General features: G+C 71.2%; 17 protein-coding genes. 4 read left to right on the top strand and 13 right to left on the bottom strand.

Annotated features, from left to right (window positions below; genetic code table 11):
* Window positions 1-71: 71 nt before the first annotated feature.
* Window positions 72-344, bottom strand: coding sequence for a hypothetical protein (locus ACFYW1_RS17170; RefSeq protein WP_388992880.1), 273 nt, complete (start codon window positions 342-344; stop codon window positions 72-74).
* A 309-nt stretch (window positions 345-653) separates the two neighbouring features.
* Here ACFYW1_RS17170 and ACFYW1_RS17165 point away from each other — a divergent pair, with 309 nt between their 5' ends.
* On the top strand, window positions 654-1,217 hold the full coding sequence (locus ACFYW1_RS17165; RefSeq protein WP_388992877.1) for a dihydrofolate reductase family protein: 564 nt from the start codon (window positions 654-656) through the stop codon (window positions 1,215-1,217).
* A 174-nt stretch (window positions 1,218-1,391) separates the two neighbouring features.
* Here ACFYW1_RS17165 and ACFYW1_RS17160 read toward each other — a convergent pair whose 3' ends face one another.
* The 4 genes from ACFYW1_RS17160 to ACFYW1_RS17145 form a co-directional block, all read right to left on the bottom strand.
* A complete protein-coding gene (locus tag ACFYW1_RS17160) occupies window positions 1,392-1,961 on the bottom strand; it encodes a transcriptional regulator (protein WP_388992874.1) in 570 nt (189 codons plus the stop codon).
* Window positions 1,962-3,647: a helix-turn-helix domain-containing protein gene (locus ACFYW1_RS17155; RefSeq protein WP_388992871.1), complete on the bottom strand. Its 1,686-nt coding sequence runs from the start codon at window positions 3,645-3,647 to the stop codon at window positions 1,962-1,964.
* Window positions 3,648-3,805: 158 nt separating this feature from the next.
* Window positions 3,806-4,138, bottom strand: a complete 333-nt coding sequence (locus ACFYW1_RS17150; RefSeq protein WP_356933376.1) for a hypothetical protein — start codon at window positions 4,136-4,138, stop codon at window positions 3,806-3,808.
* 267 nt (window positions 4,139-4,405) lie between these two features.
* The gene (locus ACFYW1_RS17145; RefSeq protein WP_388992867.1) at window positions 4,406-5,014 is read right to left on the bottom strand and encodes a hypothetical protein; all 609 of its coding nucleotides are present in this window, start codon (window positions 5,012-5,014) and stop codon (window positions 4,406-4,408) included.
* A 154-nt stretch (window positions 5,015-5,168) separates the two neighbouring features.
* Between ACFYW1_RS17145 and ACFYW1_RS17140 the strand changes: the two genes are divergently transcribed.
* On the top strand, window positions 5,169-5,789 hold the full coding sequence (locus ACFYW1_RS17140; RefSeq protein WP_388992863.1) for a LysE family translocator: 621 nt from the start codon (window positions 5,169-5,171) through the stop codon (window positions 5,787-5,789).
* A 113-nt stretch (window positions 5,790-5,902) separates the two neighbouring features.
* Window positions 5,903-6,109, top strand: a complete 207-nt coding sequence (locus ACFYW1_RS17135; protein ID WP_388992860.1) for a DUF5988 family protein — start codon at window positions 5,903-5,905, stop codon at window positions 6,107-6,109.
* Between the two features lie 120 nt (window positions 6,110-6,229).
* On the opposite strand, the gene ACFYW1_RS17130 is transcribed toward ACFYW1_RS17135, so the two are convergent.
* The gene (locus ACFYW1_RS17130; protein WP_388992857.1) at window positions 6,230-6,817 is read right to left on the bottom strand and encodes a TetR/AcrR family transcriptional regulator; all 588 of its coding nucleotides are present in this window, start codon (window positions 6,815-6,817) and stop codon (window positions 6,230-6,232) included.
* A 95-nt stretch (window positions 6,818-6,912) separates the two neighbouring features.
* Between ACFYW1_RS17130 and ACFYW1_RS17125 the strand changes: the two genes are divergently transcribed.
* Window positions 6,913-7,050 (top strand): hypothetical protein, encoded by a 138-nt coding sequence (locus ACFYW1_RS17125; RefSeq protein ID WP_388992854.1) that lies wholly within the window; start codon window positions 6,913-6,915, stop codon window positions 7,048-7,050.
* Window positions 7,051-7,181: 131 nt separating this feature from the next.
* Here ACFYW1_RS17125 and ACFYW1_RS17120 read toward each other — a convergent pair whose 3' ends face one another.
* The 7 genes from ACFYW1_RS17120 to ACFYW1_RS17090 all read right to left on the bottom strand — a co-directional run bounded on the left by ACFYW1_RS17120 (window position 7,182) and on the right by ACFYW1_RS17090 (window position 12,869).
* Window positions 7,182-7,766 carry a DUF1772 domain-containing protein gene (locus tag ACFYW1_RS17120; protein ID WP_388992851.1) on the bottom strand — a complete coding sequence of 195 codons (585 nt, stop codon included), beginning with the start codon at window positions 7,764-7,766 and terminating at the stop codon, window positions 7,182-7,184.
* Window positions 7,767-8,025: 259 nt separating this feature from the next.
* A complete protein-coding gene (locus tag ACFYW1_RS17115; RefSeq protein WP_388992848.1) occupies window positions 8,026-8,718 on the bottom strand; it encodes an indole-3-glycerol-phosphate synthase in 693 nt (230 codons plus the stop codon).
* Entirely contained in the window at window positions 8,715-9,431 is a 717-nt protein-coding gene (locus ACFYW1_RS17110) for an N-(5'-phosphoribosyl)anthranilate isomerase (RefSeq protein ID WP_388992845.1), read from the bottom strand. The genes ACFYW1_RS17115 and ACFYW1_RS17110 overlap by 4 nt, the downstream gene beginning before the upstream one ends.
* Complete coding sequence (locus ACFYW1_RS17105) at window positions 9,428-10,573, bottom strand: acyl-CoA dehydrogenase family protein (RefSeq protein ID WP_388992842.1); 1,146 nt, start codon at window positions 10,571-10,573, stop codon at window positions 9,428-9,430. Before ACFYW1_RS17105 ends, ACFYW1_RS17110 begins: the two co-directional genes overlap by 4 nt.
* A gap of 27 nt (window positions 10,574-10,600) precedes the next feature.
* On the bottom strand, window positions 10,601-10,975 hold the full coding sequence (locus ACFYW1_RS17100) for an ectoine synthase (RefSeq protein WP_388992839.1): 375 nt from the start codon (window positions 10,973-10,975) through the stop codon (window positions 10,601-10,603).
* Between the two features lie 3 nt (window positions 10,976-10,978).
* A complete protein-coding gene (gene trpA / locus ACFYW1_RS17095) occupies window positions 10,979-11,815 on the bottom strand; it encodes a tryptophan synthase subunit alpha (RefSeq protein WP_388992836.1) in 837 nt (278 codons plus the stop codon).
* Window positions 11,808-12,869: an anthranilate phosphoribosyltransferase gene (locus ACFYW1_RS17090; protein ID WP_388992832.1), complete on the bottom strand. Its 1,062-nt coding sequence runs from the start codon at window positions 12,867-12,869 to the stop codon at window positions 11,808-11,810. Before ACFYW1_RS17090 ends, trpA begins: the two co-directional genes overlap by 8 nt.
* Between the last annotated feature and the right edge of the window lies 1 nt (window position 12,870).

Here is a 12,870-nt window from a genome sequence, read left to right as displayed (position 1 = left end):
GGCCGTCGGGCGAGGTGACAGCGGAGCTGTTCCTTTTCCCGACGGCCTCCTCCCGAACCCGTCGTGCGGTGTCAGAGGTCCTGACAAAGGCGTTGGACGTGTCGGTGGGTGATGAGGCAGGTGGCGAGGCCGGGGAAGGCTTCGTGGATGTCGTCGCGTCGTTGCCGGCGGAGGCGTAGTCGGCGGAAGCCGTGCGGCCAGGCGGTGGTTCGCTCGACGGCCCAGCGGTGGAGGCCGAGGCCGGAGCCGTGCGGGACACCGCGTCGGGCGATGACCGGTTCGATGCCCTGGGCCCGGACGAGACGACGGTACTTGTCGTGGTCGTGGCCCCGGCCGGCCGACACCCCGGGTCCGGCGCCCGGCCCCGCCGGTGACAACAAGCCTGCCGACGGAATTTGAGACGCTGCGGCTCGGTCGCGGGGTCTCGCCGCCGATGACCTGTCGGCCTTCTGTGACCCGCTGGTTCTCTGTCGTCCCACCGCGATGTCACCCGAGATCAGTCCCGGATCGATGTCATTTCCCCGGCGGAACGATGAGTCTGCGGCCGGGCCACCGAGCACCAGCCCTCCATGCGGGCTCGGATCGCGCACCGATGAGTTTCCCGCGCCGCGCCGGTCTGTACGCGTGTGCCCGACTCACGGAAAGCTGGCTCCATGCGGAAACTGATCTACGGCATGAACCTGACCCTGGACGGCTACATCGCCGCGCCCGGCGACGACATCGGCTGGAGCGTGCCGAGCGACGAACTGTTCCAGTTCTGGTCCGACCAGTTGCAGGCGACCGACCTGACGCTGTACGGGCGCAAGCTGTGGCAGACGATGAGCTCCTACTGGCCGACCGGTGACCAGCGGCCCGACGCCACCCCGGCGGAGGCCGAGTTCGCGCGCCGCTGGCGGGACATGTCGAAGGTGGTGTTCTCCTCGACGATCGAGAAGGTCGACTGGAACACCCGCCTGGTCACCGGCGACGCGGTCGCCGAGATCACCCGGCTCAAGGCCGAGGACGGCGGCCCGATGGACATCGGCGGCGCGACGCTCGCCGGGGCGGCCATGCGGGCCGGCCTGATCGACGAGTACGTGCTGGCCACCGCGCCCGTCCTGGTGGGCGGCGGCACGCCGTTCTTCACCGCGCTGGACAACTGGGTGAACCTGAACCTGGTGGAGACCCGGACGCTTCCCTGCGGCGTGACCCTGACCAGGTACGAGACGAGGCGCTGAGCACCCGTCACGCGACTCGATGTCGGCCGGGCGCTGACGGGCGGAGCGAGCCGGGACCTCGCCCTCCGAAAGGGTGAGGATCCCGGCCGGCGAGTCTCACGAAGACGGCGCAGGTGTCGCCGGTGTGCCCTCGGAGACGAGACCGTGCCGCGAAATCCGGGACCCTGCACCGGTCTACGCGGCGAAGCCGATGTTGGTGACGTACTCGTACTGTCCCCACTGCGACCCCAGGTCGACGATCGTGTCCCCCCACGCCTCGTCGAGGCCCTGGTGGTCGCCGGACGCCCAGGAGCCGACGATGCGGTCCCAGCGGCGTACGTTCATCGTGCGGTACTCCACCATCCGCTGGAGCGGCCTGGCGACCTGTGACTGGTTGAGGGGGTGGATCTCCACCCGGGTGCCGCCGCCCGCGTTGAGACGGGCGAGGAGGTGCCGGGCGACGTTCTGGCGGCGCACCCGGCGGTAGGCGAGGTCGATGCGTTCGAGGTTGGCGCGCGTCGGCCGGCGCTTCTCGTCGAGCCAGGCGTTGAGGGTGCGGTCGGTGACGGTCAGACCGGCGTCCCTGGCCGCCCTGCGGCTGTGGTCGGTCCTCGTGAGGTAGTGCAGGCGGGCCATCAGGCCGCGCTTCACGGTCACGGGGGTGACGATGCCGCCCGACAGCTCGTCCAGTTTGCGCGCGACGGCTTCGCTGCCCTTGATGCCCCGGGCGCCGAACTTCCCGAAGTCGATGGTCCTCTCGGGCATCTACTCCCCCTCTCCCGACAAATCCCCGGTGGCACCCGTGTCCCCGATCCTGCCAGTGTCCCCGGGCTCGCCGCTGCCCGCGGTGTAGACGTCCTTCGTCTTGACCTCGGTGACGCCTCGGCCCTCGGGGAAGACCCGGTGCCAGTCGCCGATGACGTGGAGTTCGTCCGTGCCCATCGCGCGTACGACCGTGAGGCCCTCGTCGTGGGCCCTGAGGGCCTTCAGCCAGAGGTTGGAGAACGCCTGGCTGCGGATGATGTGCATCCAGTCGGGGCGGTAGAGCTCCCGGTTGTAGTTCGACTCCCCCATCGTGGAGACGAACTTCGAGTACATCGCCTTCACGTACTCCAGCGTCACCTCGTCATCGGCGGCGATCGCCGCGTCCCGGGCGTCCTTGAGGACGACGCGGAACTTCTCCAGCAGGTTCTCCGTCGCGCCGGACGTGTAGGACTCGTGGATCTCGGGGGGCGCGCACAGGGCGTGCTTCGGGCCGGAGAGGCGCAGCAGGAGGCGCAGGGTCGGTTCGGTGACCCACAGCGGGCCGGGCTCGTCCCGGTTGCCGATCGGGTTGGGGAGCACCGCTTCGTGCTCCCACTCGGGCGGGGTGATCAGGTGGACACCGGCGCGGCGGCGGTCGTGGGGCAGTCCGGCGGTGTGCTCCAGCTGCCCGAGCGGCAGGTGCGTCTTGAGGGCGGAGAGGTAGGCGCCGTTGATGTCGAGCGCGGTCACCTCGTGGCGGCCCGGCGGCAGTTCGCGGCGGGTCCACTTCGGACGGGCCTCCCACACCTGGTCGGCGCCGCGGGAGGTCTGCTTGCGCAGGATGTCCGGAATCCACGGGTGCGCGACGATGTCGTACCGGGCGCCCTTGCGGGTCTCGTCCAGCAGCCGCATCGCGTCCGGGATCGCCCGCTTCAGCAGCGCGGCGAGGGCCGCGTCGATGTCACCCCGGTGTTCGTCGAGCGCGGCCCGGACCGCCTCGCCGATCAGGTCGCCGGGCCCGTGGGGTTCCTGGAACGCGCGCCCGGCCGGCCCTGCGGGACGCCCGGAACGGCGCGCCCCGCTCCGCCCCTGCGAAGCCGCTGCCCCCGGGACCGGAGCCGGTGCGGACGGTTCCGGAGCCGGTGCGGACGGTTCCGGAGCCGGTGCGGACGGTACGGGAGTGGCGGCCGGCGAGGGTTCTTGCGCGGGGGCGGGCCGTGTCCTGGGGGCGGGGGCGGGTCGGCAGTCGGCCGGGTCCAGGTGCTGGGCGAAGCCCGCCACGCGGTGCCCCGCCGGTGCACCGCACAGCACGCACGGCTCGGCGATGGCCAGGGACTCCACGTCGTCCCCGGACTCGTCCTCGCCCCCTTCCTCGTCCTCGGCCAAAGGTGCGGGTGAGGTCGAGAGTGAAGGTGAGGGTGAGGGTGAGGGTGAGGCCGGGGTCGGGGGGGCGGTGTCGGGTACGGCCGGGAACTTGGCGGCCAGTCCGTCCAGCAGGTACGCGTACCTCTTCCGGGTCTCGTCCACCGGGTCCCGGCCGCTCTCCCAGCCGCCGACCGTGCTCGGGCTCACGCCGAGCGTGCGGGCCACCTGTGCCTTGGAGAGCCTGGCCCGCTCCCGCAGTTCCCGCCGTACGTCCGGCGGCGGGAGCTCGACCTGGGGGCCGACGGCCGCGAGCAGTGCGTCGATCGCGTCGAAGTCGCTCACCGGAGTCGCCCCTTCCGCGCCGTCGCCCCGGTCCTTTCCCGGGGGACGCGCCCGGCGGCCGGGTGGGAGGAGCGGGTGCCCGTTCCGGTGTCGGCCATGGCCATGGGCCTCTTTTCGTCGTGCGGTGGTGCCTGGAGCGGGAGCGTCATGGGGCCGCGTCAGATGTAGGTGACGGGGTTGCGGGACAGGTGCGGGCTCCCGGTGGGGCGGCCGACGCGGGGGTCGTCCCGCAGCAGCTCGCCCTCGAGAGCGTAGCGGTCGCCGTGCTTGGAGATGCCGATGATCCTCGCGACCGCGAGGACGGTGCCCTCGGCGTTGATGATCTGCGCCTCGTCCTGCGACAGGGCCCGGTCCGCGTTGAACTTCCAGATGCCGCGGCCGGCCTCCCACGCCTCGTCCTCGCTCATGCCCCGGCGCCACCCGAGGGTCGTCCGCATCAGGCGGTCGTCCGCGTCCGCGGCGCGTTCGGCGCCGATCCGGATCTGCAGCATCCGTCCGTCTCCGAGGGGTGCAAGGGCCAGGGGATTTCGAAGATGAAGATACTGTTCAACTTGTTGCGAAGTTAGCATCCGGCCGCCCCCGCAACAAACCTGACCGGGCCAGGTCCGCCACCGATCCGCGCACCCGGAGCAGGTGGTGGAGCACGACGGCACCGCCGGCCTGCCCCGGCCCGCTCGGCATCCGCAGGAAGCAGCCGTGGTCCGGCGAACACCTCCCGCAACCGGCCCGCTGTCGGTGCCGGGGAGCAGCTCGGGCGCTCACTCCCGGCCGGACAGCGGAGCCCGTAGCCCGACGCGGAGTCGGGCCGACGTGTCGATGGGCATTCCCGCGCCGGAGTAACGCAGTTCCTCCGAGAAGTTCGCGATGAGATCGAGGTCCCGGAGCTGCCGCCGCAGTTCGGAGACCAGTGCCTCGTCCAGGTCGACCGGGGGTTCCTCCTCCGTCTCGTCCAGGTACTGAAGATGCTGGTCAACGGCCTCCACCGCCCGCCCGCCGGTCCAGAGCGCGAAGTCCTGGCACCCGAACAGGTAGGCATGCGCGGCGTGCAGCGTTGCCGCTGCGGCGGACTCGTCCGCATCGTCCGGGCCGTCCTGGCCGTCGTTGTGGCAGTACTCGCTGAGCATGTACTCGGCGACACCGCGGTTGACCGCCGAGAAGGCCGCCGGGTCCCCGAGAAGGCCCTCCCACACGGAGTTCAGCAGCGGCCGCAGGCTCAGGGTGAACGGCGCCCGCTCGTCCTCGGGCAATGCCTCGTGCCGGCCCATGAGCCGTTCCGCGACACCGGCGGCGAAGACACGGCGCTCGCCGGACGACACCGACTTCAGCCGCTCCTCCACCAGCTTCGACAGCTCCTGCCACGTATCCATTCGAGCCACCCCGGAGTCGTGATGCCGGCACGCTCGCACCGGCCACCGGGATCATCCCAGCCGCCGGTGACAACCCCCGCCCCACGCCCCCGGCAGAGTCCGCGGCCATCGGGGGACGCCGCTTCCCCGTCGGTCCGGGTGCGAGACTGAGGCCATGTTCGTTCAGCTCCTCGCGGCCACCGGTGTCCTCGCCGTCCTGACCATGGTTCCCGGCCCGGACATGGCGGTGGTGACGAAGCGAGCCATCGCGTCCGGCCGGCGGGACGGCCTGCGCACGGTCGGGGGCATCACGACGGGACTGCTCATATGGGGTGCGCTCACCGTCGTGGGTCTGGCCGCCGTCCTGGCGGCGTCCGCCACGGCCTACACGGTCGTCAAGCTCGCCGGTGCCGTCTACCTCGGCTTCCTCGGCATCCAGGCGCTGTCGCAGAGTCGGCGCGGCCGTTCGACGGCCCCGGCGCCGGGTGTCCCGGCCCCGGTCGGCAACCCGTGGAGCACAGGACTGATCAGCAACGTGTTCAACCCGAAGATCGCCGTCTTCTACACGGGTCTGCTGCCCACGCTCGCGCCGTCCGGTTTCTCGCCGCACGGCGGGATGGCCCTGCTGGTCCTCATCCACGCGGTGCTGACGCTCGTCTGGCTCGGCGGGTACGTGCTCGTGCTGACCAAGGCCCGGTCCTTCTTCGAGAAGCCTGCGGTACGACGCGTCATGGACCGCATCACAGGTGTCGTTCTGATCGGATTCGGGATCAAGGTCGCCACCTCCCAGCCCTGAACCCCAACGCCTGCGGGGCGCATGCGCGCCGTCGGAGTGGGACGGGGCGTGCGGCGGTGCCCCCATCGGCGCGTCTCGAAGGAGCCGGACCACCCGCTGGGGACACTCTGACCATGACCGAAGCACTGAAAGCAGTCCTTGAGGGCGGCCCCGACGACCTTCCCGACCGCATCGTCCCCCTCACCGGCCCCGGGCCCGACGTCAAGGTCCCGTTCCGCGGCGGATACGAACACTTCAGGGCCACGACGCGCCATCGGGAGACCGCCGAGGGGCCGCTGCCCGTCTACGAGTGGTGGGAGCGCACGGAGATCCCCGGCTGAGGACCCGAGCACAGATCCGGGCAGGGGCAGGGCGGGTGTCCGGACAGGAGTCCGGGCGGGGCGTCGGCCCCGCCGCACCCGCCTCGCCTGCCGCGCCCGCAACGCGGGAACGGCCGTCGCTCAGGCGGTCTCCCGCGCCCCGTACGTGAGCAGCCGCTTGCACAGCTCGTCGATCAGCTCGCCCGCCGAGCCCGCGAGGACGTCGGGCACCATGAGGTCGTCCACGATCATGCCGTGCACCGCGAGGTACATCAGGATCACCGCGACGCGGTCGCCGGGCAGGCCCGCCTCCTCGTGGAAGCGGATGTTGTCCTCCAGCGTCGAGCGGAGGCGCTTGTTGAGTTCGGCGCCCAGTTCGGGCCGGCGGACGCCCTCCATGCGCAGTTCCATCATGGCCAGGTAGCTGCTGCGGTCCGCCTCCATGCGCTCGTGGACCTGGCGCAGCAGGAGGGCGACCAGCTCGGGGGACTTCGGGGCCTTCATGGTCTCGGCGAGCGCCTCCGGATCCGGCGTCAGCCGCTCGGTGGTGCGTTCCATGATCTGCCGCAGCAGCTCGGCGCGGTTGGCGAAGTAGTTGGAGGAGGTGCCGACCGGTACGCCGGCCCCGGCGTCCACGGCCCGCAGGGTCAGTCCGCGCGACCCCTCCCGGGCCAGTACTTCGATGGCCGCGTCGAGCAATGCGGCCCTGCGCGCCGGGTTCTGACGCATGGAAACCTCCCAAGGACGTTGACACCACTTCAAGTGAAGTACTACATTCAAAGCACTCCACAGGGAGTACATCGCAACGACACAAGGGAGTCAACATGCGAGCTCGCACGACCGCCCGGCGTGGTTCCAGCACCTTCACCGAGTTCAACCGCGGCGGGCGCAACCCCCAGCCGCTGAAGCCCCGGTCCGTCCCCCGTCCCCGCCCGCTCCCCAAGCCCGGCACCCGACGGTGACGGGGGCAGGTCGATGACCGCCTCGGCCGGTGGCCCCGGTACGGACGGGGCCGAAGAGTACGACGACGAACGGCGTGGCCCGGAGGCCACGCCGTTCGTCGTCGTACGGGGCCTTCGGCCCGGAGTTCCGTTCAGACCGCGGGGGTGGCGCGGCCGTGGAGCTTCAGTCCGTGCGCCAGGCAGCCCAGGGCCGCGGTGCACAGCAGGGTGCGCATGATGTTGGTCGCCTCCCAGGTCCCCTTGAACTTGTCGACGACGGACAGGTCCGTGGCCTTCACCGGGTTGCCGATCGCGGCGAGTTCGTTGTTCAGGGGGATGTTGACGGAGAACGTCACCAGCAGCGCCACCACGTAGAGTCCGGTGGCGATGCCCGCCCACAGGGCGACCTTGCGGTTCCCCTTGCGGTATTCGAGTACGGCGACGGCCACCGTCACGGCGAGCGCGCCGAGGAAGACGAGCACGAACAGGCCGCTGGTGTCGATCACCTCGTTGAAGTTCTGCATGGCCTGCGCGTACACCCGGTCGTCGGTGCGGGCGAGACCGGGCATGACCGACACGTCGTAGGCGAAGAACAGACCGGCCATCAACCCGACGGTGATGACGGACACCATCAGCAGGATGCCCGCGGCCCTGCCCTGCCGGGCCGGCGGCGTCTGCGGCGGAAGCGGCGCACCGGGGCCGGGAGCGCTGTGGGGATAGTACGGATTGGCGGTCATCGAAGCGTCCTCACTGTGGACTTCGGCCGATCGCTCGGCGCGCGAGCGGGAGAGAGCATAGGCGTCGCGCACGGAACGCGGCCAGGTGGTTTCGACCCGTTCCCGAGCGGTCGTCGAGCATTCCTCCCGGATCCCTCGATCGAGAGGGCCGGGAACGGGCACGGGGCGCGGAGGGCTCCACCAGGCCCCTGCCGGGCCTCCACCGGGCCCCGAGGGGTTCGTGGTCCGGGGCGGACCGTCGCACCACCGTCCCCGCCCCTCACCCCGTGGGCAGGCGGTGCGGGGACGTCGGCCAGGCGTGCAGGTCGGTGGCGCGCAGCAGTGCGGTGCCGATCAGCAGGCCCCGGTAGCCGGCGGCCAGCAGCCGGGCGGCCTTCTCCGGGCTGTCGATGGCGCTGGCGCTGACCGGGCAGGGGGTGCCCGCGGCCCGCAGCGCGGGCAGCAGGTCGAGGCTGCGGCCGATGTCGCCGGCGTCCCGTTCGCGCGCGGTGATGTCCTTGTTGTTGACGGCGATCACGCATGCGTCGGCGTGCGGGACCATCTCCAGTTCCGCCTCGTCGGTGATCTCCACGAACGGGGTCAGTCCGGTGCGCAGCGCGGTCTCGACCAGGGTGCGCATGCTCGACGCGGGCAGCAGGGCGGCGGTGAGCAGGACGGCCGAGGCGCCGAGTTCCCCGGCTGCGGTGATCTGGTCGCGTCGGGTGATGAAGTCCTTCTGGAGCAGGGGTAGTTCGGTGAGCCGGGCGACGTCCCTGAGCAGTTCGGTCGTGCCCGCGAACCAGCGGCCGGTCACCACCGAGATGCACGGTGCGCCCGCCGCCTCGTAGGCGGCGACGATGTCCGCGGGGGTGCGGCCCGCGATGAGGTCGATGCCGTGGGCGTCCCGGCGCTTCACCTCCATGATCAGCGGGCGCTCGGCGGTCAGCAGGGCCTCGATGAAGCGGGAGGTCATGGGTGCTCCTTCGGGTACGGGACGGGGTGCCGGGCGGTCCGCCAGGCACGGGCCAGGGCGGTCACCGCTTCCGCGTCGAAACGGCCCCGTCCGTCACGGGCCGCGGTGTCCACGTCGATCCCGTGGAAGCGCGGATGGTCCGCGACGGCGGCGCAGTCGGTCCTGCTGTGCGGGGTGATGCCGCCGGCCAGCCAGAACGGCAGTGTGAACCGTTCGGCCAGGGCGAGCACATCGGACTCGGCCAGGCGCAGTCCGGTGCTGCCGACCCGGCCGTCCCCGGCCGTCGCGTCCAGCAGGAACAGATCGGTGCCCGCCCGTTCGTACGCGCCGATCAGCGGGCGCTCCAGGCAGTTGCCGTCCCGTACGTGCAGGACCTTGATCAGTACGGCGTCGGGCAGTGCCGTGCGCAACGCCCGTACGAACGCGGGTGGTTGGTAGGCGTGCAGTTGCAGCCGGGACACCCCGGCGCGGCGCGCGGCACCGGCCAGGGCGTCGGGGTCGTCGAGGAAGGTGACCAGGACGGGTTCGAGTACGCCGGTGGCGCGGGCCGCCGCCGCGAGGGCGGTCAGCTCGCGCTCCGGCAGATCTGCCGGGCCGCCGGGGACGCCGTGCCAGAGTCCGACACGGTCGGCACCGGCGGCCGCCAGTACCTCGATGTCCTGCGGGGCCGTGGCCCCGCAGACCTTGAGCACCGGTGCGGGTGCCTCGGTCATTTGCCCAGTCCGAGCATCGAGGCGATCCGGTTGTACTGGATCTCGTTGGTGCCCGAGTAGATCGTGCCGCCCACCGCGTTGCGGACGTCCTGTTCGAGCCCGTACTCGGTCATGTAGCCGTGTCCTCCGAAGATCTGGACGGCGGTGATGCTGCTGGCCAGATTGGACTCACTGGTGAGCAGCTTGGCGATGGCCAGGTCCGTGGTGACGTTCTCGCCGGCGACGAGCCGTTCCGCGGTGTCGTAGAGCCATTTCCGTGCCGTCTCCAGGCCGATCTTGGTGTCGACGATCTTGTTGGCGATCGACTGGTACGAACCGATCGGCTGTCCGAAGGACTTGCGGGTCTTCGCGTACTCCACGATGCGTTCCAGGCGGTGTCGCATCTCGCCGGCGTTGACGATGAAGGAGAACAGGATCTCCCGCTTCATCACGTGGTCGAGGACGATGAATCCGCCCCCCACCCGCCCCAGGACCCGGTCCCGGGGCACCCGGCACCCGTCGAAGTACAGCTCGCTCAGCGGCGAGGTGCGCAGACCCATCTTCTTGACCGGTTCGCCGACCGTCAGGCCCGGGGTGCCGCGGTCCACCAGGAACGCGGTGACACCGAGCGCCCCGCCGTCGGGACGGGTCCGGGCGTACACCACGAACACGTCGGCGACGGGGCCGTTGCTGACGAAGGTCTTGCCGCCGGTCAGGACGTAGTGATCGCCGTCCCGCTCCGCGCGCGTGGTCATCGCCATCGCGTCGGAGCCGCCTTCCGCCTCGGTGATGGCGTGGGCGCCGATCATCTCGCCGGAGCAGATCAGGGGCAGATACCTCTCTTTCTGTTCGGGGGTGCCGAACTTCTCCAGGGGGACGCCGGTGCTGGCCAGGGTGGTCGTCACCGAGAAGCTCAGTCCGGCGTCGCGGCAGTGCTCGCCGAGTCCTTCGAGCACGTACATGGTGGTGAGGAGCGACTGGCCGAGGCCGCCGTACCGCTCCTCGAAGGGCAGGGCGAGGATGCCCGTCTTCTGCACGAGCTTCCACTTGTCCCAGGAGAACGCGGCGCGCTCGTCCTGTTCCAGGTGGTCGGCGCTGAGCGCCTCACCCCACCGCGCCAGGCCTTCCCGCAGGTCGGCCTGGTCGGTGTTCCATCGGATCACTGGGAACCGCCTTCATCGGTGCTTTCTTCAGTACGCGGAGGACACATGCGCGTCGAGGCTGTGCACCTCGTCGCCCCGGAGCGCCGGGCTGAAGACGCAGACGAGTCTGAGGTCCTCGTGCGGGCTCGCCACCAGGTAGTGGGCGTCGTGCTTGTCGAGCGCGTACAGGACGCCGGGGGTGATCGGGTGCGAGGTGCCGTCGAGTTCGACCACCTCGCCGGAGCCCGCGATGCAGTAGCAGGATTCGAGGTGGTTGCGGTACTCCAGGCGGGACTTGGTGCCGGCCCGGACCACCGTGTCCGTGAGGGAGTAGCCGACGCCGTCCGAGGCCAGCAGGAAGCGGCGGCTCAGACCGTTGCCCCACTCGACGGTCTTCACGTCCTCGATGTCACGAATGATCATTGCTCAACTCCTGTTTCTGTCGGGTGCGGTGGCGCCGACGGCCTGCCGCACGGGCTGGACGGACCGGACGAAGTCGCGAAAGCCGGTGACCGGATCGCCGCCCTCGTCGAGGGCACGCTCGATCCGTTCGACACCGGCGGAGCCGATGATCACGGCATCGGCCCCGCAGGCGTGGACGGCCGCCACGTCGTCGCGGGTCCTGACCCCGAAGCCGACGGCTATCGGGGACGTCGTACGGGCCCGGAGCGCGGCGACGGTGTCGGCCAGCGCGGTGTGTCCCGCAGCGGGGGCGATGCCGCTGCGTCCGTAGTGGGCCACGAGGTAGAGATAGGCGGAGGCGTGGGCCGCGGCCCGGTCCATGGTCGCCGCGGAGCTGTTCCGGTAGCAGGTGGTCACGACGGGCAGTGCGGCGTCGCGGGCCGCCGCATGGTACGCGGTGCCCAGCCGCGGCGGCAGGGCGTGGACGAGGAGTCCGTCCGCGCCGCTCGCGGCGATGTCGCGGGTGGCATCCGCCAGGTCCCGGCGTTTGAGGGAGTGGCTCCAGTCGGTGAGCAGGGCGATGCGCAGCCGGTGCAGCCGGGGGCGGACGCGGGCGATGAACTCCAGTACGCCTTCGAGGTCGGTGCCCCGGTCCAGGGCGCGGCGCGCGGAGCGCCGGACGACCGGCCCGTCGGTGACGGAGTCGGGGAAGGGGACGGCGAGTTCCAGGCAGTCGATGCCCTCCTCGTCGAGCATGAGGACGAGGTCCTCCAGGACGTCGAGGGGAGGGTCGCCCGCGTTGAGGAACAGGGCGAGGCCGGGGGCGGTGGCGTCGCGGTCGCGTACGAAGAAGTCAGCCACGGCGTGCCCCCGTTCCGGCTCCGATTCCGGCTCCGGCCGACGTGGTCCGGGTTCGCATCCGTTCGGCCAGTTCGCGGGCCGTGCCGTCGGCGACGGCGCGTTCGGCGGCCGCGAGTGCGGGGCGCCAGCCGGTGCTGTGGCCGCTCGCCACCGCGAGCGCGGCGGCGTTGAGGCAGAGGGTCCGGGTGACGGTGGCGGTGGTGTCGCCGCCGAGCGCGTCCAGGAAGTGGCCGGCGGCGGCGGTGGGTTCGACGGGGCGCAGGTCGTCGAACGACCCTTCCGGTTCGGTCAGTTGACCCGTCTTGAGCAGGATCTCCCGGTCGGCTGGGTCGTTGGTGTGGATGGTGTTGTCGGTGAAGGGCAGGAGTTCGTCGGCCCCCTCGGGGTTGGTGGTCAGCCAGATCCTCCGGTCCGTCACCCGGTCCGCCAGGGCCCGCAGCGCGGCGTGGGGCATGGTGTGCGAGACGCCGGTGACCTGGGCGGTGGTGGGCAGGTCCGCGAGGAAGGGGCCGAGCGCGTTGAGGAAGCGGCCGAAGGGTTTCATGCCGGTCGGTGCGATGGTGCGGGCCAGCCGGGCCAGTTCGACCGGGTAGACGAAGGGTCCGGTGAAGGCGATCCCGTGCTGTTCCAGGGCCCGTTCGGTCTGTTCGTACGAGGCGGTCGGCCGTACGCCGAGGCGGTCGAGCAGGTCGACCGAGCCGAGGCCGGAGGTGTGGGCGCGCGAACCGGACTTGACGACCCGTACGCCCATGGCCGCCGCGACGAACGCGGACGCCGTGGAGATGTTGAAGGTGGCGGGGCCGCCGCCGGTGCCGACGACGTTGACGGTGCCGTGCCAGGGGCCGGCGGGGACGGCGGGCCGCCGTTCGAGGAGGGATTCCCGCAGGGCGTACAGGGTTTCGGGGCCGGGGAGCCGGGTGGTCAGTGAGGCCAGCAGGGCGACGGCCTGCTCCTTGTCCAGCGAGCCGTCGCCGAGCCGGTCCCACAGTGACCGCCAGGTCTCGCGCCCGGCCACCGGACGCCGTGCGAGCAGCCCGGTGAGCGCGTCGTGCATG

This window comes from Streptomyces sp. NPDC002669, assembly GCF_042889165.1.
In the GTDB taxonomy this organism is placed as follows: domain Bacteria; phylum Actinomycetota; class Actinomycetes; order Streptomycetales; family Streptomycetaceae; genus Streptomyces.
The sequence above is the reverse complement of the archived record's forward strand: the minus strand, read 5'-3'. Positions and strand labels throughout refer to the sequence as shown.